The organism is Chryseobacterium sp. MEBOG07 (assembly GCF_021869745.1).
Classification (GTDB): Bacteria; Bacteroidota; Bacteroidia; order Flavobacteriales; family Weeksellaceae; genus Chryseobacterium; species Chryseobacterium viscerum.
Map to the genome: position 1 here is coordinate 5150520 of NZ_CP084579.1, position 25516 is coordinate 5176035.

The following is a 25516-nucleotide window of genomic DNA, read 5'->3' on the forward strand; positions in this document are numbered from 1 at the left end:
TTTAAAATTTAGAAGTGGTTGCTTAATCTTCAAGCAGCAATAAAAACAGTTTTGTATTGGAGTTGGAAGAACTATCCATTTTTGACTGGCTTCCGCTGATAGAAGTAAGGTTCTTGATATTTCCGTTTCTTTTTATTTTTCCCATGGCATCGTTCAGATTGTTTACAATCTGAGAAACATTGGCCATGATAATAATCTTATCCGGCAGCCTTGAAGAATGATAATGAAGGATATTATTATGCGAAAGCATGATTCTGCCATCATAGGCAATCAGGTATTCACAGGTGATGAATGCAGCATCATTAGATTGCTGCAGCTCTGGAGTATAAGAAGTCTTCACAACGTTCAAAAAGTTCTGAAGTTCTTTGTCCCAGCAGAAAAGGTTGTGAGCACCTTCTATTTTGATAATTTGATTTAAAGTTTGTAGAGCCTCCGCTTCATCTGCACAATAATTAAAAAATCCCCCCGAATGCGTAAATAATTGCGCAAACTTATAGTCAAGATCCGCATTTTTCAGCGAATCCCCAAGCTTCTCCAGGCTCTGTTTATCCTCTTCTTCAGGCTGGTTGGTAAGTTTGCTTACAATCCTCTTGAATAAATTCAACTTAATCTATTTTTAGTCAACTTTATACAAAAATAGAAAATAAATTACAATAGTGTCCTAAATATCTCTTTAAATATGAAAAAACCTGACAATTTTGAAGTTGTCAGGTTTTTTAATTCTATTTTTTAAGAGTCTTAAAGCTGTGTCGGACTTTCTGGAGCCTGTATTTCGCTTTCTTCTTCTTTAATCTGAGGGGTCTCCATTACTACCTCTTTTTCAGGGATAGTATTGGTAACAGGCTTCTCTGTCAATTCAGGATCCCAAGCTCTCTTTCCGAATATGTCTTCCAAGTCTTCACGGAAGATCACTTCTTTTTCTAGCAATTTATTCGCTAAAGCATCAAGCTTATCTTTATTTTCTTCAAGAATTCTTACTGCTCTTTCATACTGATTTTCGATAATCGATTTGATCTCTACATCAATTTTTGTAGCAGTTTCTTCAGAATAAGGTTTTCCGAAAGAATATTCAGACTGTCCTGAACTGTCATAGTAAGAGATATTCCCAATATTCGGGCTCAATCCGTAGATTGTAACCATTGCCTGAGCTCTCTTCGTTACTGTTTCAAGATCAGAAAGTGCTCCTGTAGAAATATTGTTGAAAATCACTTGCTCTGCTGCTCTACCACCTAATGTTGCACACATCTCATCAAGCATCTGCTCAGTCGTTGTAAGCTGTCTTTCTTCTGGAAGATACCATGCTGCCCCTAGAGAACGTCCTCTTGGAACAATGGTTACCTTTAAAAGCGGTGACGCATGTTCTACCAACCAAGAGATCGTAGCGTGACCTGCCTCATGATAAGCCACTCTTTTCTTTTCAGATGGTTTGATAGCCATATTTTTCTTTTCAAGACCTCCAATGATTCTGTCTACTGCATCCAGGAAATCTTGTTTTGTCACAGAATTATGGTTATATCTGGCTGCAATCAGTGCTGCTTCATTACAAACATTAGCAATATCTGCTCCACTGAATCCAGGAGTTTGTTTTGCTAAGAAATCTCTATCTACATTATCATCAAGCTTGATTTTCTTCAAATGAACATCAAAGATATCTCTTCTTTCATGCAATTCCGGAAGATCTACATAGATTGAACGGTCGAAACGCCCTGCTCTCATTAATGCTTTATCAAGAATATCTGCTCTGTTGGTAGCCGCCATTACAATTACATTGACGTCTGTTCCAAAACCATCCATCTCAGTAAGAAGCTGGTTCAAGGTATTTTCTCTTTCATCGTTCCCGCCAGAGAAATTATTTTTTCCTCTTGCACGTCCGATAGCATCAATCTCATCGATAAAAATGATCGCCGGAGATTTTGCTTTAGCCTGAGCAAAAAGGTCTCTTACTCTTGAAGCTCCAACCCCAACAAACATTTCAACGAAATCAGAACCTGAAAGGGAGAAGAACGGAACTTTGGCTTCACCTGCAACAGCTTTTGCCAACAACGTCTTACCTGTTCCTGGAGGGCCTACTAAAAGAACTCCTTTAGGAATTTTACCTCCCAGTTTGGTGTACTTTTCAGAGTTTTTCAAGAAATCTACTACTTCCTGAACTTCTTCTTTAGCACCTTCCAAACCAGCAACATCTTTGAATGTTACCTGAATTCTTTCTTTTTCGTCAAAAAGCTTAGCCTTTGATTTCCCAATAGAGAAGATTTGTCCACCAGGACCTCCGCCTCCGCCCATCTTTCTGAAAAGCAGGAAGTAGAATAATCCCAAAATCGTAATCCAAACTAACGCAGGCACTAAGATGTCCATCAACGCGCTTTTGCCCGTTCCGTAGTCTTTGCTTGTTTTAATCGCAGGATTTGTGACTTTAATCTGTTCAAATTTCTGAAGGAAAAGTTGAAGGTCTCCATATTTCACAGAAAAATCTGCTTTAGGAGCCATTTCAAAGGCAGAAAGAGGGTTATTTTCTTTCCCGGTTTTGGAAACCATTGCCGATTTTGCTTCTTTTGTTAGGAAAACATCAGCTTTCTCTATGTCTTTGTATATAATTACATTCTGGACTTTCCCCGCCTGCATTTCTCTAAAAAAACCATCCTCATCAATAGATTTTGCACTATCACCTCCAAGGAAATTGGAGCCAAAAAATAGCAAAAGAGCTATGATTGCAATTGGAAAGAACCAGTTGAACCCTTTATTATTCATTTAGACTTTTTAAATTTTTATTATTCATTTTCAATTTTGGTAATGACTGCGTCACCCCAAAGCTCTTCTATATCATAGTACTCTCGTACTTCTTTTTGAAATATATGAACTACCACTGAGACGTAATCTACCAATACCCACATTGCATTTTCAGTACCTTCTACGTGCCAAGGTCTGTCTTGCAGTTCGTTTCTTACTTTCTTCTCAACACTTCCTGCTAGTGCAGATACCTGTGTATTCGAGTTTCCACTACATATCACGAACGTTTCTGCCACGGAGTTTTCGATGTTTGAAAGATCGAAGATCATAATGTCTTCTCCTTTTACATCCTGGATAGCTTCAACGATTTTATCTATTAACGCTTGTTTTTCTGCTGTCTTATTCATTAAAAAAATACTATAATCTGCAAATTTATTGTTTTTTCTTTACTTTAACCTTACTTTTACCCTCTTAATGTCTTAAAGTTTTCTTAAATGAGTCAACTCTTCTACCTGAAAGAATGTTCTTCTACTAATGACGAAATATCAAAGTTTTTACTTTATGAAAATTCAAATTTTTTAGGATTGCATACTTTTAATCAAACTAAAGGCCGTGGTCAGTATGGAAATGTCTGGACTCCGACTGCCGGAAAAAACCTGGCTTATACGCTGGCAGTGAATACTCAGGACATCTTATGCTCTGATTTTATGCTCAATTATTATACCGCAATGGTTGTCCGGGATTTCCTTGCCAAATTGTCTGACTCAGAGGTAAAGATCAAGTGGCCGAATGATATTATCCTTAAAGGTAAAAAAATCGTTGGGATTTTAATAGAAAAGAAAAAAATTAATCAAAATAATTATTTCATCATAGGGACCGGAATTAATATTCTTCAGGAAAATTTTGATGAAATATCCAATGCAGGCTCACTTTTCACCCAAACAGGTATCTTATTCGACCTTGAAGATGTTGCATTAAATCTTCATGAGTTTTTGTCTGAAAAACTAAAAAACATTCCTTCCGACAAGGAAATTCTGAATGGATTCAATGAAAATCTTTTCAGAAAGGATCTGATCTCTGTCTTTGAAATTGAAAAAGCACGACAAAATGGCATCATCCGAAATGTAGATGAGCAAGGTAAGCTTTGGATCGAACTGGAAGACGGGATGCATTCCTTTTATCACAAGGAAGTAAAATTGCTCTACTAATTTTATTGATTGGCTCTTTTGATATAAAGATACAGGGTAAGCGGCAAGAACACCATATTTGGCAGCCACATTGCCACCGCTGGAGACAAACTTTTATTTTCCGAAACCACTTTTAGGGCTTCAAATGAAAAGACGAAAATAAAGGCTAATGAGATCCCTATCGCAAGATTGACTCCTAGTCCTCCTCTTTTCTTTTGTGATGACAGGGAAAGCGCTAGAAATGTCAGAATAATGATGGAGGCAGGCATGGATGTTCTTTGGTGAAGCTCATTCAGATAAGAGTTCAGGTTACTGTTTCCTCTTGCCTTTTCTCTTTCAATAAATTTCAGAAGTTCGGGTGTGGTTTTATTTTGTCCCAAAAGCTCATTAGGAAAAAGCTCTTCGGGTGAATGCCCGTAATTTTTCCTTAATTCTATTCCGTTATTTAGCTTTTCGGTATTGTCTTTATTGATGGTTTTTTCTAAATAGTTATTTAAAACAAACTGCTTTTTGAGCTTATCCCAATATACTTCACTTGCTTTCAGCTCGTAAACCATTTTTCTGTCTTTATCAAACTTCTGATAGACAAAGCTTGAACCTCTTTTTTCTCGTTTATTCCAGGAATCAACAAAGATATATTCTGTTTTACTCAGCTGTGAAGAGGCTGGTGCTGTTCCTAAAATCTTTTCTTTATTGGCAGCGTTATAAGTATAGGCTTCCAATTCATTTTTCTTGATATTCGCCCATGGCAGCACCATATGATATACCACAAGGGCAATCAAACCAATAAAAATGGATGTAAACAGATAAGGTTTGGAAAACCTGTGAAAACTAGCTCCACTACTGATAATGGCAACAATTTCAGTATTATTTGCCATCCTGGAGGTAAAATAAATCACAGAAATAAATACCAGGATGGAAAGGAAGGTCACCACAAGATTAATAATCCAGAAAGGATAAAAATGAACCAGGAAATACATCAGATCCAGCTTCGGATCTATGGCTTTGGCATTTTCTATCCTTGGAATCTTCTGCTGAACATCGATTACCAATACGACTATAGACAATAGCACCAACATGAAACTGAAAGTTCCAAGGTATTTTTTAATGATATATCTGTCTACAATTTTAAGCATAGTCTATTATAGTCTTTGTCTAAGAACCGGTACTACAGATTTTTTCCATTCGTAGAAATCTCCTGCAATGATATGTTCTCTGGCTACTTTTACTAAATCAAGATAGAATGCAAGATTATGAATCGAAGCAATCTGTTTTGCCAGATATTCTTTAGATACAAACAGGTGACGAAGATACGCTTTTGAATATTCACGGTCTACAAAACTGGTCCCAAATTCATCCAAAGGCGAAAAGTCGCGCTTCCATTTTTCATTTTTAAGATTCATCACTCCCTGCCATGTGAAAAGCATTGCATTTCTTGCATTTCTTGTTGGCATTACGCAATCCATCATATCAATTCCCAGTCCGATAGTTTCAAGGATATTCCATGGTGTTCCTACTCCCATCAGATATCTTGGTTTATCTTTCGGAAGGATATCAGTAACTTCATCAGTGATTCTGTACATTTCTTCTTCAGGCTCTCCAACGGAAAGTCCTCCAATAGCATTTCCTTCTGCTCCTGCTTCAGAAATTACTTGTGCAGAAATTTTTCTAAGGTCAGAATAGGTTGATCCCTGAACAATTGGGAAAAGTCTTTGCTTATATCCATATAATTCAGGATTATTATTTGTCCATTCAATACATCTTTTCAGCCAACGGTGCGTAAGCTCCATAGATGATTTTGCCTGGTTATATTCACAAGGATAAGGAGTACACTCGTCAAAAGCCATGAAAATATCAGCTCCGATCTGTCTTTGAATCTCCATTGATCTTTCTGGAGAGAACATGTGATAACTTCCGTCAATATGAGATTTGAATCTCGCACCTTCTTCCGTCATTTTTCTGCTGCTGGCTAGTGAAAACACCTGAAAACCTCCTGAATCGGTAAGGATAGGAAGATCCCAGTTCATGAATTTATGTAAACCACCTGCATCCTGCATCGTCTCCATTCCCGGACGAAGGTAAAGGTGATAAGTATTTCCCAGAATAATCTGAGCTTTAATGTCTTCTTTTAATTCTCTCTGATGAACTGTTTTTACACTTGCTACAGTTCCCACAGGCATAAAAATAGGAGTTTGAATCTTCCCGTGATCTGTGGTAATTTCCCCTGCTCTTGCTTTCCCTTCAGAGGTCTTTTCTATATTAAAAAATTTCATCTCTATACTTTTTTAGTTCACCGTTTTTATCAGTGATTTCTTTTCGGATAACAGCTCCATATCGTTTTTACCTCACTAAAGGTATTGCAACGCCATTCTGTTTCAGTTTATCCTTTATATATTTATCTGCTTTAGGATCTTTTTTCACCAATATTTCCTGTGCATCGTTGGCGATCCCGTCCATTTCTTCTTTAATTACGTAGTATTTGAAACTTCCAACGAAGTCATCAGGTTTTACTTTATGTGATTTCAGAACAGCTCTTGTTCCTGCTTCCATATTTTTTTCAGGATACACGAATATAGCCTGATCGTTGATCGCAAGATCTGCAATAATTTCTGCCATCACGTTTTTATCGATTAGATTTTTAGGCTTATCAATATAATCGCCGCACGAAAACAGACTTATCAAAACGAAAATAAAGATCAGCTTTTTCATAGTCTATTGATGATTGATTTCCATTTTAGGTTTAATACTCCAAAAACTGCTTCATGGATAATTCCACCGTTCATTTTGCTTTCTCCTAAAATCCTATTGGTAAATATAATAGGAACTTCTACAATTCTGAACCCTTTTTTAAAAGTTCTGAATTTCATTTCTATCTGGAATCCGTAGCCTTTAAGTTTTACATTATCCAGTCCTATCTCTTCCAACACTTTTCTTGAAAAGCAGACAAATCCTGCAGTGGTATCATGAATAGGAAGACCTAGAACAAATCTTACATATTTTGATGCAAAATAAGACAGCAATACTCTTCCCATAGGCCAGTTGACTACATTTACTCCTTTTGAGTAACGAGAACCGATGGCCATGTCAGCATTGATGCATGCTTCAAACAATTTTGGGAGATCAGTTGGATTATGGGAAAAATCTGCATCCATCTCAAAAATATAATCGTATTTATTTTCAAGTGCCCATTTAAATCCATGGATATATGCCTTTCCCAATCCATCTTTTACATGTCTTATCGACAGGTGCAGATAATGTGGATGTTTCTTCTGCAGTTCTTTTACAATCTCTGCTGTTCCATCCGGAGAAGTATCGTCCACTACCAAGACATGAAAGTCGTCGTCCATTGCAAAAACCGCGGAAATAATATTTTTAATATTTTCCTTTTCGTTATATGTTGGGATAATGACGAGCTTTTTCATTTCAGTTTGCAAAGATAGTTTATTTAACCTTTTTATTTTATACAAAATAATCTATAATTTTGCAAAAATACTTATCACGGATTCAGCGGATGGACCAGAAACTTATATTCAACAGATCTGGACACTACGTAAAATCGATAAGAGTAAGTATTTTAGCTGCAAATTCATAGATCAGGTGATAGGAAAATCTATGCCGGGTTGTGTTATCTGAAGTTAAATAATAAATAAAAAAGCTTAAATTTTGCCATCATCACAACACTTCATCAATCATGTAAGAATACCTGAGAATAATGACTGGGTAATTTTCATCCTCGTGGGCTGTATATTTTTATATGTTTTTATGATGAACATCATAGAAAGGGATGCCAGTCTCAAAGATTTTCTGCTTCAGAAATATTTTGATGCAAGCAACAACCTTCCCAGCTGGATTATCACTTCATGTGTGACTACGCTTACGCTGTCTATATTAATTTCACAGTATATTCCTATTGTTCCGAAGTATATTGCCGATCTTCAGCTTTTCGGGTATCAGCTTAATAAATTTGGGTATACTTTGCTGGCTGTGTTGTTTTTTTATTTAATAAAATCAACATTAGGGTTTTTATTTTATCAAAGTATAGGGGATGGAAAAAAATGGACTATTTTTTATTTTACCTCCACAAAATTTTATTTCATTCTTTCTTTTTTGCTAATAATTCTTTGTGTAGCCCACTATTACTTCCCCATAGACAGAAATAAAATGTTTTTTTATTATTTATGCTTCTTTTCCTTTGTATTCATTTTCAAAGTTTTTTTCTACTTATTTCACAAGAACAAGATTCTTCCCGAGAAATGGTATTATAAATTTTTGTATATTTGCACCCTCCAAATCACACCATTATTATTGCTTTGGAAGTTGTTATTTTTTTAATAAATGTCAATGATGAGAATAAAGTCTATATTGGTTTCTCAACCAGCGCCTAGTGAGTCTTCTCCATACTTGGATATAGCGAAGAAGGAAAAAATAAAGATTGATTTCCGTCCTTTTATCCACGTCGAAGGGGTTGACAATAAAGAGCTCAGAACACAGAAAATAGATCTGACGCAGTATACCGGTATTATTTTTACCAGTAAAAATGCGATTGACCATTACTTCAGACTAGCAGAAGAACTGCGTTTTGCCGTTCCGGATACAATGAGATATATCTGCCAGTCGGAAGCAATTGCCAACTACCTTCAAAAACATATTGTTTACAGAAAAAGAAAAATCAGCTTTGGGGAGAAAAATTTCTCAGACCTGCTTCCTCTTTTCAAAAAATTCCCAACTGAAAAATATCTGTTACCATCTTCAGATGTTCTAAGCGCGGATACTGTAAAAACCATGGATGCATCTAATGTAGACTGGACAAGAGCAATTATGTACCGTACTGTATGCAGCGACCTTACTGATATCAACGCCAAAGATTATGACATGTTGATCTTCTTCAGTCCACAAGGAATCAAATCGCTACAACAAAACTTCCCTGACTTCAAGCAAGAGGAAACAAAGATTGGTGTTTTTGGAAACACGACTTTGGCCGCTGCAGAAGAAGCAGGATTAAAAGTAGACTTAATGGCGCCTACGAAGGAAACTCCTTCCATGACAATGGCCCTTGAAAAGTATATTAAAGCACTTCACAAATAGTTTTTACTATAAAAATACTATCAACCGTCTTTTCAATAAAGGAAAGATGGTTTTTTTTTACCTAAATTTGAACGAAAATTAACATTGAATGGGATCTCTGTGTAAATCACTTACTTTCAGAAGAAAAGTATAAAGACAGATCTTCCTCAATAAAAAATTAAAATATACGGATGAAAGCTCCACAGGCAAAAAAAATAGAACAAATATTAGAAATACACGGCGATAAAAGAGTTGATAATTACTTTTGGCTGAATGAAAGGGAAAACCCTGAAGTCATCAAATATATTGAAGAAGAAAATGCCTACGAAGAATTCATCATGAAAGATACGGAAACTCTTCAGGAAGAACTTTTCGAAGAGATGAAAGCCCGTTATAAAAAGGATGATGAATCTCTTCCCTATTTCTTTAATGGTTACTGGTATATTGTACGCTATGAAGAAGGGAAAGAATATCCTATTTTCTGCAGAAAACATAAAAGTCTAGATAACGAAGAGGAAATTGTACTTGACGTTAATATTTTAGCAGACGGTCAAGATTTCTTTGAAGTGGGAAGTCTAGCCGTAAGTCCTAATAATGAACTTGCCTCTTTTTCTTCAGATAATGTAGGAAGAAGAATTTATACACTCAACTTTAAAAGCTTAAAGACAGGAGAAATACTTCAGGATACAATTCCTAATACAACAGGAAAAGCCGTCTGGGCCAATGATAATCAACACGTTTTTTATATCAGAAAAGATAAAAGTCTTCGTGCATTTCAGGTATACAGACATCAGCTGGGAACAGACTCTTCAGAAGATGTTCTGATCTTTCATGAAAAGGATGATACTTTTGACGTCAATGTATTCAAAACAAAATCAATGCAATATATTTTTATTGCAAGTTCAAGTACTATTTCTGATGAGCATCACTTCATCCCTTCTGACAATGTATTTGCAGAATGGAAAGTGATCCAGCCAAGAATAGACGACCTTGAATATTCTGTAGAGCATTACGAAGATGAATTTTACATTATCACCAATGCTGATGATGCTATCAATTTCAAGATCGTAAAAACCAAGATCAACAACTGTGGTATGGAAAACTGGGTAGATGTTATCCCCCACCGTGCAGAAGTTTTATTGGAAGGTTTTGAAATTTTCAAAGATTACCTCGTACTAGAGGAAAGAGAAAGAGGGCTGCTTCAGATCAAAATCATTGATGAAAAGACTCAGGAATCTTATTATTTACCTTTCTCTGATCCCACTTATACTTCGTATATAGGAATCAACCTGGAATTTGATACTGAAATTCTACGTTACGGTTATACCTCTCTTACACAGCCCAGCTCCACTTATGAGTACGACATGAAAGAAAAGACCACCAAACTTCTAAAACAACAGGAAGTACTGGGTGGGCAATTTTTCCCGGAAAATTATATTTCAGAAAGAATATGGGCAGACTCGAGAGATGGAGAAACAAAAATTCCAATCTCATTAGTCTATCACAAAGACACCAAAAAATCTGCTGACACTCCACTTCTTCTATATGGATATGGAAGTTATGGACATACTGTAGATGCTAGTTTTTCAAATGTAAGGTTATCTATCCTGGACAGAGGATTTATTTATGCTATCGCTCACATCCGTGGTGGAGAATATTTGGGAAGAGAATGGTATGAGGATGGAAAAATGTTGTTCAAGAAAAATACGTTCTTCGACTTCATAGATGCAGGAAGATATTTAATCAAAGAAAATTATACTTCATCAAGGCATCTATATGCGATGGGAGGAAGTGCCGGAGGATTGTTGGTAGGAGCTGTAGTTAATTATGAGCCTCAGTTATTCAACGGAATTGTAGCACAGGTTCCTTTCGTGGATGTTGTGAGTACGATGCTGGATGATACTATTCCTTTGACCACCGGGGAATATGACGAATGGGGAAATCCAAATGATAAAGAATATTATCATTATATGAAAGACTACTCTCCTTATGATAATGTAGAGGCAAAAGATTATCCACATATGCTGATCACGACAGGATTCCATGATTCTCAGGTACAGTATTGGGAGCCTGCCAAATGGACTGCAAAACTGAGAGAATTAAAAACAAATGATAATATCTTAGTTTTTAAAACTGACATGAGCTCCGGACATGGAGGTGCCAGCGGAAGATTTGAATCATTGAAAGAAGATGCTTTAGAGTACGCATTCCTTTTAAAGATAAATGATAATTCATAAATGATAAATGATGGATAGTCCGGATTATAATGCAATTTTTGCTTCTAAAACAAAGCAGCTAGCCATCATAATTATTAAGGAATTATCAAAACTACCCTATAATGAAGCCTTTGCAGTTATCAGAAAGCAGATATTTCGGTCTTCAACTTCAATGGCTGCTAATTATAGAGCAATGTGCAGAGCAAGATCAAAAGCTGAAAGATTTTCAAAAATATCGATTGTAATAGAGGAAACTGACGAAACTTTATTTTGGATAGAAATGCTGGAAGAACTGGAATATGCTCAAAAAGAAATTTTAACAGATATAAAAATCAAAACTGAAGAAATACTAAAAGTAACTTCTTCATATAGAAAAATGCTAAAGTAGTTGCTTTATCATTTATCAATAATCATTTACTATTCATAAAATTATGATTAACGAGTCCGAATATTGGAAAAAAATAGAACAGTTTTTCGAAGACAACTTCCAGACTGAAAAGAACCCTCCCATTGAAACCCTTTTATTTCTGATTGGTTTACAGGAACTGGGAAGCGGTCAGCAGAAATATACAAAAGAAGACAAAGTGAACCTGATTCATATTGCAGTCTGCAGATTACTTGAACCTTTTGGATATTATAAATTCACACACTATGAAGACGGATGGCCTCAGTTTGAGAAACTGGAAGGACTTCCGGAATTGAAGCCCAATGAGCAGTCATTGCTTATGAAAAAGGCAATTATTCAGTATTTTCAGGAAGAAGAATTGATATAAAAATAAAGCTTGGATATTTTCCAAGCTTTTATATTTTAGACTATTGAGATTAGATTTACTACTCTTAACTTCATCATCTTATGATTGTAAGATTTCCTCCAGCTGATTCAAGCCCATACTAAAACCACCTTCAAATCCCATTTCCAGTATCTTTTTCATAACTTCCTGAGAATGGTAACGGATATTAATGGTCACTTTGGTTCCCTCTTCCACTCCCGTAAAGCTGATCAGCCATTTTGACCTCGGAAAATCTTCATTGACATTTCCTTTTTCATCGCAGAAAGCACTCATCCAGTCAAGACTTCTGTGTTCTCTAATTTCTCCGTACTCAGATTGAGAATACATGGGTCCTTTTTCTCCGTTTGGACCTATCATTGTATACATCCAGACTCCTCCTTCTCTGAAATCCTGATGTATCGTTTCACATTTCCAGGGTTTGGGTCCCCACCATTGATCCAATAATTCAGCTTTGGTAAAATAATTCCATACCGTTGAAGGATCAGCTTTATAAATCTTCATGACATAAATACTGTGCTCTTCAAAATCTTTGTTGAAAATGATGTTAGATTCCATAAATAATTATTTTTAATAAAGTTAGCATTTTATTTACTGGGTGGGACTTTTCATATGACAAGTAAAAGATAATTCATAAATAATTGTTAAAAAACACTCTTTTAAGAAAAATAAAACAATTTTTTGGCTCGTTTTTTGTTTATGTAGTCTTAAAACAATTAATTTTAACATTCATCTTTCGAAAACATATATAATTAAATAATGAATAACAAATTCATCCCAATAATTTCAGTGTTTATGACAATCTCACTGATTGTCTTTGTGACGCTCCAATTTTATTGGTTGAAAGGCTATTACGGCGTATTGGAACAGGATTTTTCAAATAAAGTGTATGCGGTTTTGGAAAGTACTTCAAAAAGTATTGAAGAAATTGAAGCAGACAAATACCTGAATCAGGATTATAAAGATTTCAGGAAAAATATTCTTGCAAACAGCAAACAGCCGTCTTTAACTACAATTCAGCAGGTAGCAGACTCTGGTACTCAGAGACAGATTATTTATTCCAAAAATATTATTGAAAACACTCAGCTTCCGATTTCTCAAAAAGGAGATTCTATCAAGCTGACTACTTTATATACAGACGAAGCGGCCTACAAAATAAAAAGAGACACTACCAATCGTGAGCTTCTTACCACAGACATCAATCAGGAGATTGAAACTGGAGACTACTCCATGAAAGAGTTTGTGAAAGTATATGGGAACAACCTTCCTATCACCAAAAGAGTAGATCCCAAAACACTTGATTCCGTCATTGCTAAAGAACTTAAAATAAGAGGCATCACTGCCAAGTTCGGATATGGAGTTCTAGACCGCAGCAATAAACTGACAAGTATTGTAAATAAGGCATACAAAGAGAAAAAAGACAGTAATATCTATAGTTTTCCTCTTTTTGCTGATAAAAAAAATACGCTATACAGTCTCGCACTTGTTTTCCCTAAAAAAGAATATTCCCTGGCGATGAACAACTGGCCGATGCTGCTGGGAACATTTCTTTCTCTTCTTACTATTCTTGGGATTTATATTATTTCCATCAATTATATGATGAGGCAGAAAAAGCTTGCTGAAGTAAAAACAGACTTCATCAACAATATGTCCCACGAGTTTAAAACACCATTAGCAACTATTTCTGTAGCAACAGATTCTTTGGCTAATGATAAGATTGCAACCAACCCGGATAAGGTAAAGTATTACTCGGAGCTGATCAAGCAGGAAAACTTAAGGATGAAAAAGCAGGTGGAAAACATTCTGAATATGTCTAAGCTTGAAAGAAATGAAGTAGAATTGTTTTTAAAAGAAGCCAATGTAAGAGAACTGATTAAAAAAACTACGGAATCCTTCAATCTGATTGTACAGCAAAGAAACGGAGCCCTTACACAGAAGTTCAATGCAACTCATTATATTTTTAAAATAGACGAATTCCATATCTCAAATATGCTGGTCAACCTGCTGGATAATGCCAATAAGTATTCTCCTGAAGCACCGGAAATACATGTAGAAACCAAAAATGAAGGCCACTGGTATGTCATTCAGATTTCCGATAAAGGAATGGGAATGGATACGCAGAATAAAACCAAAATTTTCGAAAAATTCTTCAGAGAAGAAACCGGAAATATTCACAATGTAAAAGGACAGGGATTAGGACTTTCCTACGTCAAGAAAATTGTAGAACTGCACAAAGGAGAGATTATCGTAGAATCTTATAAAGGAAAAGGAAGTACGTTCACGATAAAACTACCGATGAGCTAGAAAAGAATATCAATGATCGATGATAAACCATATATGATAAAAGGCCGATTTCAAAATCGATTATCATTTATTATTCATCAATTATGAAAAATTAAACCAAATATCAAAATATAGAAGATAGAGTGAGAAAGTTCATTCTTAATTGTTAATTATTAATTATTAAAAGTTATGAGCAACAGAATATTATTAGTAGAGGACGATCAGAGTTTCGGGGCGGTGCTTAAAGATTATTTGACAATCAATAATTTTGAAGTAACACTTGCCATTGATGGAGAGCAGGGACTTAAAGAATTCACGGAAAATGAATTCGACATCTGCATATTCGACGTAATGATGCCAAAAAAAGACGGATTTTCATTAGCTGAAGATGTAAAAAAGATTGATAAAAATACCCCAATCATATTCCTTACCGCAAGAAATATGAGAGAAGATATTTTGAAAGGCTATCAGTTGGGCGCTGATGATTATATCACCAAACCTTTTGATACAGAGCTTCTTTTATACAAAATAAAGGCTATTCTTCAGAGAAGTTCTACATTGGAAAATGAAGAGCAGGAGCAGTTCAAGATCAGCAATATTTTCTTCGACTCTATGTTGAGACAATTGAAAGTAGGTGATAAAGAATACAAGCTTTCTCCTAAAGAAAATGAATTATTGAAGCTTCTTTGCATCCATAGAAATGATTTCATGCCTAGAGATCTTGCTTTAAGAAAGATCTGGAAAAAGGAAAATTACTTTACAGCAAGAAGTATGGACGTGTATATTGCAAAGCTTCGTAAATTATTAAAAGATGACGAAGGATTGGAAATTATCAACGTTCACGGAGAAGGATTCAGACTTTTGGTGAAAAATTAATCCGAAAATCGAATTATAAATATAAAATTAGCAAAACAATTGAAAATGTTTTGCTAATTTTGTTTCATACCCATGGATATGAAGAATACATTTATAGGTTTGATCACCGTATCACTATTAGCTGCATCTTGTAAAAAGGATGAAAAAGCAACTTATTTAAAAGAAGAAGCCAACGCTGGACAGCCCAACGTAGCCCTTAATACCACCTCAAAAACAGCCCTGATGGACCAGGCAGGTATTCAATCTACCTCCGCTCCGGCTCCAATGGCTGCTGCACCCGGTATGAATCCTCCACACGGACAACCCGGACACCGATGCGATATCCAGGTGGGACAGCCCTTGAATAGTGCTCCTGCAGCCACTCCTACGCCACAAAATATAAACACAGGCGGAAATAAGGTCATCCAGATTGATCCTAATGCAATGTCACCAGGAAAAGTCGCAATTGACAACTCCGGAAAACAAGTAAAGACTGCTCCGGGAATGAACCCTCCACACGGGCAGCCAGGACACCGATGTGATATTGCGGTAGGACAGCCATTAAGCAGTAAACCCGCTTTAGCCGCTCAGCCAGCTCAAAATGTAATACAGACAACTCCAGCTCCTGCACCCGCTGCACAGAACCTGGCTATGGGCGAAAAACCCAAATTAAACCCAGCACATGGAGCACCATGGCACAGCTGTTCTCTAAAAGTTGGTGATCCTTTGCCATAAATTTTGTATTTTTGCAGAAATGAAGCTGTTTCACATACTTGCAATCGTGTTTTGCTTGGGAGTTTTTTTAATTCCCAAGGATAACTTCTATGCGCAAGGGATGCAGGAAACATGCTGTAAAGCAGAATCTTCGAAAAAAAGTGACTGCTGCAAAAACCATTCTTCAAAAGAAGGAAGCAAAGATGACAAAACAAAATCATGCAATGACGACTGCTGTTCATCATGTATTGCTTGCTATACCTTTATTGAAACTCCTTTCTCAAAAAACTTACGTCTGGAACTGTCTTATTACAAAGCGAATAAGAATCCTCAGTTTCAATATTCAGATCCTTATCTTTCAGATAGTTTAAAGGAAATCTGGCAGCCGCCCAAGATAGGTTAATTAAAATATAACGCGTTCATTATACTACTTAATGGACTGTTTTTTAATTAATTTAAACTTTAAACAAAATGAAATTACATATTTCCAGGTTTATACTTGGTGCATTATTCCTATTTACACAATTTATATCTGCTCAAACACTTTCAAAAAACCAGTTCAAGGTAAAAGGGAACTGCGAAATGTGCAAAACAAGAATTGAAAGTGCAGCTAAAAAAGCAGGTGCAAAAACAGCAGTATATTCTGTTGATCTTCAGACATTAACTTTAGAAACAGACAAGGTATCTACCGATGACATTCTAAAGAAAGTAGCTGATGCAGGTCATGATAATGAAAAATTCAAAGCTTCTGACAGCACCTATGAAGGACTTCCGGGATGTTGTCATTACGACAGAGAGGCACAGCTTTCACAGGCAGAACCTCATCATGAGCACCATGCAGATGCTAATGTTTCCGCTAAAAAAGAAAACGAGTTCTACGTAAGAGGAAACTGTGCTTCATGTAAAGCCAGAATTGAAAAAGCATCAAAAGATGCCGGTGCCAACACTGCAGAATGGAATGCAGAGAAACAAACCGTTACTTTAAATTTTGATCCATCAAAAACCTCATCGGATAAGATTTTAAAAGCAATTGCTGATGCGGGTCATGATAATGAAAAGTATAAGGCTTCAGATGCTGTATACAATGGGCTTCCGGGGTGTTGTCTGTATGACAGAGACTTTACTTTTGGTGAGGCTAATCCCAAAGTACATTATGAAGAAGGAGTAAAACATGAAGATCATAAAGACCATGAAACTTCACCCGCTAAAGAGGATCATTCTCAACATGAAAAAAACATTGACGGTGTTGTCGTAACGGGCTCTAAGGCTGCAACAGCTTTGAGTAAGAAAGAAGCCGGACTTGTTTTTAATATTGATAAAAAAGAGCTGTTAAAGGCAGCTTGTTGTAATTTGTCTGAAAGTTTCGAAACCAATGCAACCGTTGACGTTTCTTTCAGCAATGCCGTTACAGGAACAAAACAGCTGAAAATGCTTGGTCTGGATCAAAAATATACAAGCTTAACGAAGGAACAACTACCCGAAATCAGAGGATTGGCTTCTGCGTACGGACTAAACTTTATTCCGGGAAGATGGATTGAAAGCATTCAGCTGACTAAAGGTGGAAGTACCGTAACCAACGGGTATGAAAGTATCACAGGACAGATCAATACAGAACTTTTGAAGAATGCAAAGACTCCTGAAACGTCACTGAATCTTTTTTCTGACTTCAATGGAAGAGCAGAGATAAATATTACCAATGTTTCTCCCATCAACGATAAATGGTCACAAACTTTTCTTCTTCACGGAAACGGAACATTCGGAAACACGGATATGAATGATGACGGTTTTCTTGACAGACCGAAAGGAACACAGATCAATGCCGCTTATTTGCTGAATTATAATGATCTTGAAAAGTCTGGATTCGGATCTCACTTCGGTATTAATTTTATCCGAGATGAAAGAACTGCGGGACAGGTTGGTTTCGATAAAAAACTGGCTCAGGATAAGCAGTCTCCTTACGGTGTAGGAATTGATATTTCAAGATTCCAGGTTTGGAATAAAACGGGGTATGTTTTTAAAGGAAAACCTTACCAAAGTATCGGTTGGATGAACCAATATGTGTATCACCAGCAGGATAGTTTCTTTGGATTGAGAAATTATGCAGGACAGCAGCAAACCTATTATTCCAATTTAATTTTTGAAAGCATCATCGGAAATACCAATCATAAGTATAAAGCTGGTGCAAGTTTCTTATATGATGGGTATAAAGAAACGTATTTAACGAACGACCTGAGAAGGAATGAAATTGTACCGGGAATTTTTGCCGAATATACTTTAACAGGTTTAAAATATACATTGGTAGCAGGAACGAGAGTAGATTTTCATAATCTGGCAGGAACTCAGTTTACGCCAAGACTAAATTTCAAGTATGATTTTACGCCCCAGACTATTTTAAGACTTTCTGCGGGAAGAGGATTCAGAACAGCGAATGTATTTGCGGAAAGCCAACAGTATTTTGCATCGAACAGAGCGATTAATATTTTATCAAACGGAGGAAATATTTATGGGTTAAGACCTGAAATCGCGTGGAACTATGGTGCCAGCTTACAACAGGAATTTAAGTTATTCGGAAGAAAATCCAGTATTATTGCCGATTTCTTCAGAACAGATTTCCAGGATCAGGTATTGGTAGATTTGGACAAGTCTCCTCAACAGTTGACATTCTATAATCTGGAAGGAAAATCATTTGCGAATTCATTCCAAACGCAGTGGGATTTTACTCCTTTCAAAAATTTTGATGTAAGGCTTGCCTATAAGTATTATGATGTACAGGCTGATTATATCGGAGGAAGAAGAGAAGTTCCTTTTATGGCTAAGCACAGAGGATTTGTAAACCTAGCATATTCAACCAACAAGAATAATAATGGAGGATTCTGGAGTTTTGATACGACTTTAAACTGGGTCGGAAAGCAGAGACTTCCTGATACGTCAACGAATCCGGCAGAGTTTCAGTTACCGACTTATTCTGAATCTTATGCGGTTCTTAATGCTCAGATCTCAAGAAATTTCAATAAAAAAATCAGAGCTTATGTAGGTGGAGAAAACCTGACTTCTTATTATCAGAAAAATGCGATTGTAGATTTTAAAAATCCTTTCGGAAATTATTTTGATGGAGGAATGGTGTATGCACCTATTATGAAGGCTAACTTCTATGTGGGATTGGATGTGACATTTTAAAGGCGGGAAGCTGGAAGTGCCTACAAGCATGTAAAGTTTTTATCTTATTGAGGATAAAACCTGAATAAACAAAACCTTATAGGTCTCGGAGATCTATAAGGTTTATTTTTTGGCATCAGCCTGTAAATTCAGCATGAGTAATGGAAGAAAACAATGAGTTTTAACAACTTCCAGTAACTCCCATCTTCCAGCCTCAAGCTTCCTAACCAATAAAAAAATCCGCTTCAATGAAGCGGATTTTTTTATTTATCTTCCAAAGTCGTCCTGTACTCTTACGATATCATCTTCATCCGAAGGATTGGATGTATCGGTATGCTGCCAGATTTCGGCTACAATTCCCCAGCCTGCAAGACCTATCAATCTGTGTCTTTCGCCCTGCTGAAGTTTCACCTGATCTTTTGGACCATATTCTCCTAATTCTCCTTCTTCATCTGTTGCACTTCTTTTGATGCCTACAGTTCCTTCTACCACCTGCCAGATTTCGGCTCTTCTGTGGTGATACTGCCAGCTTAATCTTGCTTCAGGAGCAACGATAAGAATCTTTGGGCTAAGCTTCCCTCCTATTCTCAGGTTTTCAACATCGATACCATCAAAATACTGGTTGGCAAAATCCTGTGCCTGTGTTTCATCAATCACAAAGAATCCTCCCCATGGTCTTGTATCATCTTTTGCTGCGATGTTAAAACCCTGTGTCTGCAGCATGCTCTCTACTCTGTCGAATATTTCTTTTTTTTCTGTACTCATACAGTTTGTATTTCTAAATTAAAAATTATTTATTTGATTCTTCTTTTGACATTGAATATGGAAAATCTTTTTCCTGTGCCCCTCTTTCTTTATTAGGCTTGTTGTCCATTTTAAAGTCTAAAACAGCTCCTTTCATCAGTTCTTTATGGCTCAGCCAGTTTTTGGAATAAGGCTGTTGGTTTACGTTCAATGATTTTACGTATAGATTTTCGGCATTGTTTTCCGGAGCTTTTATTTCAATTTTCTTACCATTTTCAAGGTGAATGGTAGCTTCTTTAAACAATGGTGCTCCTAATACGTACTGATCTGTTGCCGGCGTCACCGGATAAAACCCAAGGGCTGAGAAAATATACCATGCAGAAGTCTGTCCGTTATCTTCGTCACCACAATATCCATCAGGAGTCGCGTGATACAGTTTATTCATCACCTGTCTTGCCCAATATTGAGTTTTGTAAGGTGATCCTGCATAGTTATACAGGTAGATCATGTGCTGGATAGGCTGATTTCCGTGAGCATACTGTCCCATATTCATGATCTGCATTTCTCTGATCTCGTGGATAACGCCTCCATAATAACTGTCATCAAAAACCGGTGGCAATGAGAATATCTCATCTAATTTGGCTTCAAATTTCTTCTTTCCTCCCATCAATTCTGACAGACCGTCAATATCCTGAAAAACAGACCATGTATAATGCCAGCTGTTCCCTTCTGTAAAGGCATCTCCCCATTTGAAAGGATTGAAAGGGTTCTGGAAATTACCGTCTTTATTTTTACCACGCATTAAGCCTGTTTCCTTGTCAAAGACATTTTTGTAATTGTAGGCTCTTTTCTTATAAATATCAATTTCAGAAGCGGGTTTTCCTAATGCTTTTCCTAACTGATAAATTGAAAAGTCATCATATGCATACTCTAATGTTCTTGCTGCATTTTCATTGATTTTCACATCGTAAGGTACATAGCCTAATGTATTATAATATTCTACTCCCGCACGGCCTACAGCTTCTATAGGGCCTGCATTATTCGCTCCGTGTTTTACGGCCTGCCAAAGAGCTTCCGTATCATATCCACGAAGTCCTTTGATATAAGCATCTGCCACTACGGATGCAGAATTATTTCCAATCATAATATCAGAATATCCTGGGCTGCTCCATTCTGGTAAGAATCCTCCTTCTTTGTAAGCATTCGCCAATCCTTCCTGCATTTCTACATTGATGCTTGGATACACCAGGTTCAGGAAAGGGTACAAAGCACGGAAGGTATCCCAGAAACCGGTTCCTGCAAACATTTTTCCATCTGCAATTTTACCGTTGTAAGGGCTCCAGTGTTTTATTTTGTTCTGGGCATCAATCTCATATAATTTTTGCGGGAAGAACAAAGTTCTGTATAAAGAGGAATAAAAGGTTCTCATCTGCTGATCTGTTCCTCCTTTTACCTCTATTTTTCCTAATGTTTGGTTCCAGATGTTTTTCGCATCGGTTTTTACCTGTTCAAAATTTTTGGTTCCGATTTCTCTTTTAAGATTCAGTTCTGCCTGTTCAAAGCTGATGAATGAAGAGGCAACTTTTGCATACACCGTTTCTTTATTTTTAAGCTTAAAGCCTACTACAGCACCTGTATGATCGCTGGTAATTTCTAACTGATCATTAACCAGTTTATCATCTTTCCAGGTTTTTGTCAGTTCAAAATCTTTATCAAACTGAACGACGAAGTAGTTTTTAAAATTATCATATTTCCCGGTAGAATATTTTGTGGTATAGCCCAGGATTTTTCTTTCTTTCGGTAAAATCTTGATGTAAGAACCTTTGTTCAATGCATCCACAACGATGTAAGCACTGTCTGTTTTTGGAAAATCAAATTTAAAATAAGAAGCTCTTTCCGTAGGGGTAAATTCTGTGGTTACATTGATATCCGCAAGATAAACACTATAAAAGTAAGGCGTAGTAACCTCAGCTTTATGGCTGAACCAGCTCGCTCTGTCTTCTTCTTTAAATTTTACTTTCCCTACTCCCGGCATGATGGCAAATGCGCCATAATCATTCATCCATGGAGAAGGCTGGTGGGTTTGTTTAAATCCTTTTATTTTATCTGCATCGTAACTATACGCCCATCCGTCACCCATCTTACCGGTCTGTGGGGTCCAGATATTCATTCCCCATGGAAGTCCGACTGCCGGATAGGTATTTCCGTTGGATAAGGAAGGTTTTGACTGAGTTCCCATCAAAGGATTCACATAATCTACGGGAGATATGTTCTGACCAAAGGCCCAGGCCTGTAATAGCAGTAAGCAAGTAGAAAATATAAACTTCATTGTATCGTTTCGTTTGTTAATTTATATACGCTTTTTTAATGCATAGCTGGCAGCTCCAAGAATGGCTGCATCTTCAAATATGGCAGAAATTTTAACCTGCAAGTTAATATTATTCTTTGTTAAATTCTGAATAAATCTTTGCTCAAAGTGAGGATATGCTTTCGCAATATTACCTCCTATAACTAAAACTTCCGGTTTGTAATGATTTACATATTTCACGATAAATTCTGAGAAAGAATCTGCATATTCATCAAATATTTTGGTCTGTATTTCAGTAGATTTATCCAACAAATCTTTGGTTCCTGAAATTTCTTCTCCGGTCAAATCTTTGTAGCGATTTACAAACCAGCGTGTTGCCAGATAATCTTCACTGATAGAATCTTTAAAAGGAGAATCCCATAAGTCTTCATCGGTAGCAAATTCTCCGTTGAAGAAAGTCGTTCCCAATCCTGTACCGAGAGTCACTCCAAAAGCACTGTTGAATCCCTGAGCACATCCTCCGAATACTTCTCCTTCCATGAAGGCTGCGGCATCATTTACAAAATGAATCTGCTCCTGAGAAACAGACAATCTTTTTGCCAGTTCTTCTTTGATATTCACCTGATAGATATCAATGAATTTTCCCTGCTGCATTAATGATATTCCTTTTTCATAATCGAAAGGTCCCGGCATTGCAATACCGATTAAAAGATCTTCTTTTACCAGATCATGAGCCACTTTATCAATGGCTGAAACCCAAGCCGCGAAAATAACCTCTTTATTTTCAAAAGCATCTACATGTTCTCTTACATAGGTTGAAGAAATGATTTTACGTTTTTCCGGATCTACCTGAGCCAGCGTGATGTGTGACCCTCCAATATCGATTCCTACTATATTCTGCATTATTTTTTATTTTAAATTCAAGACATCCCTGTGACTGAAAAAACAGACAAACAGGAGTACATATCCTGTCTGTCTGCTTTGTATTTCAGACTTTATATTATTAATTCTGATAACGATCTTATTATCTGAATCTTACTTTACAATAATTTTACCCGTCGATATTAGTTTACTATTTGTGGATGTAATCTTGTAAATATAAGTACCACTGATTAAATCCTGTGTATTGACTGCATTATTATTTTGATTAATGTTCTGTTTTTTGAATAGTTTTCCTGATGCATCATACAATGCGACTTCACTTGCAGAGTTGTCACTGATGGCAAAATGAATATCATTTCCTCGTTTCACAGGATTCGGGTAAACGGAACTGCTCTCTTTTACGGATTCAATATCTTTCACTGCAAGAGATGACGCACAGGCAACATCTGTTCTCCAGTTGGTATCTGTCATATTGACAAGGGTAGCAAAATGAGTGTTTGCCGTAGCATCTAATGCTCCTAAACCACTTCCCTCATCCATTTTCCAGTTGGCTTCAAGGCCCGTAGAGTTGGCAGGAACATTACAGCTATTGCTCAATATTTCCTGTGGTGTCAATGCTTTTTTCCAAACTCTGAACTCATCCAGGAAACCATTGATTGTACGGGAATTATCATAATTTCTACCCAGATAAAGAATACCGTTTGCTGCAAAGTTACCTGTTACCGCAAAGCTTGCATCAAGAGTTCCATTGACATAAATTTTCATTGCTGCACCATCATAAGTAGCCGCAATATGATACCATGTATTGGTATTAAATGCTGTATTCGTATTCAATTTTACCTGTGATGAACCGAAACTCAAGATAAACTGAAGTTTGTTGTTCGCCAGGTTCCCGTCCCCGAATCTAAGCATTGCTGAGTTATTATCTCCTACTTCAACACCCATTACTGATGAGATGTAAGGGAAGCCTGTTTTGAAAGCATTTACTTTTACCCATCCTTCGAATGTCATAGCATTTCCGCTTAAGTTAAATTGCCCTGCATTAAGGTAGTGGGTACTTCCGTTAAAAGAAAGTGATCTTGCACCAGGACTTGTAACAGGGGTAAAACCGCTGTTGAATGCCCCTTCTCCTGAATAGGTACTTGTAGCTCCTCCCGCACATGAAGCCTGTACTTTCCACACATAGCCTGTATTAGGCGTAAGGTTTTGTAATGAATAAGAGTTGGTTGTAATATTCGGAATTTCAGACCATGTCGTTGCTGCTGTCGTTTTATATTGCAGCGTATATGAAGTTGCATTTCCTGCATCCCATGATAATTGAGCTGTATTACCAAGGAAACTTCCGGAAGTTAATCCTGATGGCGTAGTGCAGCCACTTCCGGAGTTAAACCTTGGTGCAAAAATATAAGTACTTGTTAATGTAGGAGAGCAGTTAGACTGTATTCTCCAATCATAGTCTGTATTCAGAGTAAGGTTGTTGATGACAATATTATTTCCTGAATAATTATTGGCTGCGTTTGTCCATACTGTTGAATTCGCAGGTTTGTAATCAATATTATAAGACTGGGAAGCATTGGACGTCCAGTTCAGTTTTGCTGAAGTTCCCGTTACATTGGAAATATCCAGTCCCAATGGAGGATCGCAGCTTTGTCCCTGAGACCATGAATATAATTGTCCGCTTAAGAGTGTATTTTCGTTGTAAAGAATATTGGAACCTGTACTCAGATAATTGGCAACATCAGTTCCACCCAAATCATACCACATAAACACTCCATATTGATCATTTTTTGTGCTGGTTGCTAAACTAGCAAGCGTTGTAGCAGATGTAGATCCTGAATTAGAATTAAGAATCCAGGTTGCAGCAGCAGAAATTTTACTTTTATCAAGAGGAGGAACAACAGGTGCATTGTAGGTACTATACATGGCATTCCAGGTGTAGTTGATATAATTTCCTGCCAAATCTCCATTATAAGTTTGTCTTGTCGTAGCTGGGCCATAATAATAGAACGTAATCAGTTTATCTGGCATTGCTGCTTTCAATTCCTGTAATAACATTACAAAAGAACTGTTATTAGGCTGTCCGGTTCCGTTATTTCCGTATCCTGCATATTCATCATCCAGGTCTACTCCATCCAAACCATAGGTATAAACGGTATGAGCCACCTGCAGAGCAAAATCTTTTGCTGCTTCACGGTTTGGAAAATTAGAAATTCCGGCTCCCTGGTGATTTCCTAAAAGATCCAGCAATACTTTAATTCCTTTTTGCTGTAAAGGTTTTACATAAGTATTGACATCATTCAGGACTTTGGTAACGTTGTTATTATTTGAAATATAAGCACGGTTTTTGGAAACATCATAGTTGATATTCGCTGCAAAAATAATGGCAACATCAAAAAGCTGTCTGTTGGTATTATGTAATGTATAAGAACCTGCATTCAGCATATTGTTGTTGTTCACTTCCACATAGCAGACTCCCAAAGGGTTTAGCTGCTGTGCTTTGAGCAACGGGGCTGCCTGAAGCATCAGGGCCATAAGGGGAATAAAAAAGGATTTTTTTCTCATAGTATATCAATTTTGTAGTAGAAAAATCAT

23 protein-coding genes are annotated in these 25516 nt (G+C 36.8%); 11 read left to right on the top strand and 12 right to left on the bottom strand.

Features of this window, described 5'->3' with window-relative positions; genetic code table 11:
* Nucleotides 1-22 precede the first annotated feature (22 nt).
* From LF886_RS23730 to rsfS, 3 genes are all read right to left on the bottom strand, one after another.
* Nucleotides 23-604, bottom strand: coding sequence for an LUD domain-containing protein (locus tag LF886_RS23730; RefSeq protein WP_236852074.1), 582 nt, complete (start codon nucleotides 602-604; stop codon nucleotides 23-25).
* 134 nt (nucleotides 605-738) lie between these two features.
* Nucleotides 739-2748: an ATP-dependent zinc metalloprotease FtsH gene (ftsH, locus tag LF886_RS23735; RefSeq protein ID WP_236852075.1), complete on the bottom strand. Its 2010-nt coding sequence runs from the start codon at nucleotides 2746-2748 to the stop codon at nucleotides 739-741.
* 20 nt (nucleotides 2749-2768) lie between these two features.
* Complete coding sequence (rsfS, locus tag LF886_RS23740; RefSeq protein WP_103231093.1) at nucleotides 2769-3134, bottom strand: ribosome silencing factor; 366 nt, start codon at nucleotides 3132-3134, stop codon at nucleotides 2769-2771.
* An 87-nt stretch (nucleotides 3135-3221) separates the two neighbouring features.
* Between rsfS and LF886_RS23745 the strand changes: the two genes are divergently transcribed.
* A complete protein-coding gene (locus tag LF886_RS23745) occupies nucleotides 3222-3935 on the top strand; it encodes a biotin--[acetyl-CoA-carboxylase] ligase (RefSeq protein ID WP_236852076.1) in 714 nt (237 codons plus the stop codon).
* A 2-nt stretch (nucleotides 3936-3937) separates the two neighbouring features.
* On the opposite strand, the gene LF886_RS23750 is transcribed toward LF886_RS23745, so the two are convergent.
* The 4 genes from LF886_RS23750 to LF886_RS23765 form a co-directional block, all read right to left on the bottom strand.
* Nucleotides 3938-5050 (bottom strand): LptF/LptG family permease, encoded by a 1113-nt coding sequence (locus LF886_RS23750; RefSeq protein ID WP_236852077.1) that lies wholly within the window; start codon nucleotides 5048-5050, stop codon nucleotides 3938-3940.
* A gap of 6 nt (nucleotides 5051-5056) precedes the next feature.
* Nucleotides 5057-6187 (bottom strand): tRNA guanosine(34) transglycosylase Tgt, encoded by a 1131-nt coding sequence (gene tgt, locus LF886_RS23755; RefSeq protein ID WP_236852078.1) that lies wholly within the window; start codon nucleotides 6185-6187, stop codon nucleotides 5057-5059.
* Between the two features lie 67 nt (nucleotides 6188-6254).
* Nucleotides 6255-6623, bottom strand: a complete 369-nt coding sequence (locus tag LF886_RS23760; protein WP_236852079.1) for a DUF4296 domain-containing protein — start codon at nucleotides 6621-6623, stop codon at nucleotides 6255-6257.
* Nucleotides 6620-7336: a polyprenol monophosphomannose synthase gene (locus tag LF886_RS23765; protein ID WP_236852080.1), complete on the bottom strand. Its 717-nt coding sequence runs from the start codon at nucleotides 7334-7336 to the stop codon at nucleotides 6620-6622. Before LF886_RS23765 ends, LF886_RS23760 begins: the two co-directional genes overlap by 4 nt.
* Nucleotides 7337-7679: 343 nt before the next feature.
* On the opposite strand from LF886_RS23765, the gene LF886_RS23770 reads away from it, so the two are divergent.
* The 5 genes from LF886_RS23770 to LF886_RS23790 all read left to right on the top strand — a co-directional run bounded on the left by LF886_RS23770 (nucleotide 7680) and on the right by LF886_RS23790 (nucleotide 11967).
* Nucleotides 7680-8246, top strand: a complete 567-nt coding sequence (locus LF886_RS23770) for a DUF4271 domain-containing protein (RefSeq protein WP_236854348.1) — start codon at nucleotides 7680-7682, stop codon at nucleotides 8244-8246.
* 12 nt (nucleotides 8247-8258) lie between these two features.
* Nucleotides 8259-8999 carry a uroporphyrinogen-III synthase gene (locus tag LF886_RS23775; protein ID WP_236854349.1) on the top strand — a complete coding sequence of 247 codons (741 nt, stop codon included), beginning with the start codon at nucleotides 8259-8261 and terminating at the stop codon, nucleotides 8997-8999.
* 170 nt (nucleotides 9000-9169) lie between these two features.
* Entirely contained in the window at nucleotides 9170-11215 is a 2046-nt protein-coding gene (locus LF886_RS23780) for a S9 family peptidase (RefSeq protein WP_236852081.1), read from the top strand.
* A 7-nt stretch (nucleotides 11216-11222) separates the two neighbouring features.
* Nucleotides 11223-11582, top strand: coding sequence for a four helix bundle protein (locus LF886_RS23785; protein ID WP_236852082.1), 360 nt, complete (start codon nucleotides 11223-11225; stop codon nucleotides 11580-11582).
* 43 nt (nucleotides 11583-11625) lie between these two features.
* Complete coding sequence (locus LF886_RS23790) at nucleotides 11626-11967, top strand: hypothetical protein (protein WP_236852083.1); 342 nt, start codon at nucleotides 11626-11628, stop codon at nucleotides 11965-11967.
* A 78-nt stretch (nucleotides 11968-12045) separates the two neighbouring features.
* Here LF886_RS23790 and LF886_RS23795 read toward each other — a convergent pair whose 3' ends face one another.
* Nucleotides 12046-12540: an SRPBCC domain-containing protein gene (locus LF886_RS23795; protein ID WP_236852084.1), complete on the bottom strand. Its 495-nt coding sequence runs from the start codon at nucleotides 12538-12540 to the stop codon at nucleotides 12046-12048.
* Nucleotides 12541-12741: 201 nt separating this feature from the next.
* Here LF886_RS23795 and LF886_RS23800 point away from each other — a divergent pair, with 201 nt between their 5' ends.
* From LF886_RS23800 to LF886_RS23820, 5 genes are all read left to right on the top strand, one after another.
* Nucleotides 12742-14286, top strand: a complete 1545-nt coding sequence (locus LF886_RS23800) for a sensor histidine kinase (RefSeq protein ID WP_236852085.1) — start codon at nucleotides 12742-12744, stop codon at nucleotides 14284-14286.
* Between the two features lie 168 nt (nucleotides 14287-14454).
* Complete coding sequence (locus LF886_RS23805) at nucleotides 14455-15141, top strand: response regulator transcription factor (RefSeq protein ID WP_103231104.1); 687 nt, start codon at nucleotides 14455-14457, stop codon at nucleotides 15139-15141.
* 72 nt (nucleotides 15142-15213) lie between these two features.
* Nucleotides 15214-15855: a hypothetical protein gene (locus LF886_RS23810; RefSeq protein ID WP_410685282.1), complete on the top strand. Its 642-nt coding sequence runs from the start codon at nucleotides 15214-15216 to the stop codon at nucleotides 15853-15855.
* A 46-nt stretch (nucleotides 15856-15901) separates the two neighbouring features.
* On the top strand, nucleotides 15902-16237 hold the full coding sequence (locus tag LF886_RS23815) for a hypothetical protein (RefSeq protein WP_228409964.1): 336 nt from the start codon (nucleotides 15902-15904) through the stop codon (nucleotides 16235-16237).
* Between the two features lie 68 nt (nucleotides 16238-16305).
* Nucleotides 16306-19011, top strand: a complete 2706-nt coding sequence (locus LF886_RS23820; protein ID WP_236852087.1) for a TonB-dependent receptor domain-containing protein — start codon at nucleotides 16306-16308, stop codon at nucleotides 19009-19011.
* 246 nt (nucleotides 19012-19257) lie between these two features.
* Here the strand turns inward: LF886_RS23820 and LF886_RS23825 are convergent, their stop codons facing one another.
* The 4 genes from LF886_RS23825 to LF886_RS23840 form a co-directional block, all read right to left on the bottom strand.
* On the bottom strand, nucleotides 19258-19755 hold the full coding sequence (locus tag LF886_RS23825; RefSeq protein WP_236852088.1) for a phosphoheptose isomerase: 498 nt from the start codon (nucleotides 19753-19755) through the stop codon (nucleotides 19258-19260).
* A 25-nt stretch (nucleotides 19756-19780) separates the two neighbouring features.
* A complete protein-coding gene (locus tag LF886_RS23830) occupies nucleotides 19781-22063 on the bottom strand; it encodes a GH92 family glycosyl hydrolase (protein ID WP_236852089.1) in 2283 nt (760 codons plus the stop codon).
* A gap of 21 nt (nucleotides 22064-22084) precedes the next feature.
* Nucleotides 22085-22945 carry an ROK family protein gene (locus LF886_RS23835; protein WP_236852090.1) on the bottom strand — a complete coding sequence of 287 codons (861 nt, stop codon included), beginning with the start codon at nucleotides 22943-22945 and terminating at the stop codon, nucleotides 22085-22087.
* A 132-nt stretch (nucleotides 22946-23077) separates the two neighbouring features.
* Entirely contained in the window at nucleotides 23078-25486 is a 2409-nt protein-coding gene (locus tag LF886_RS23840) for an endo-beta-N-acetylglucosaminidase H (RefSeq protein ID WP_236852091.1), read from the bottom strand.
* Nucleotides 25487-25516: the final 30 nt, after the last annotated feature.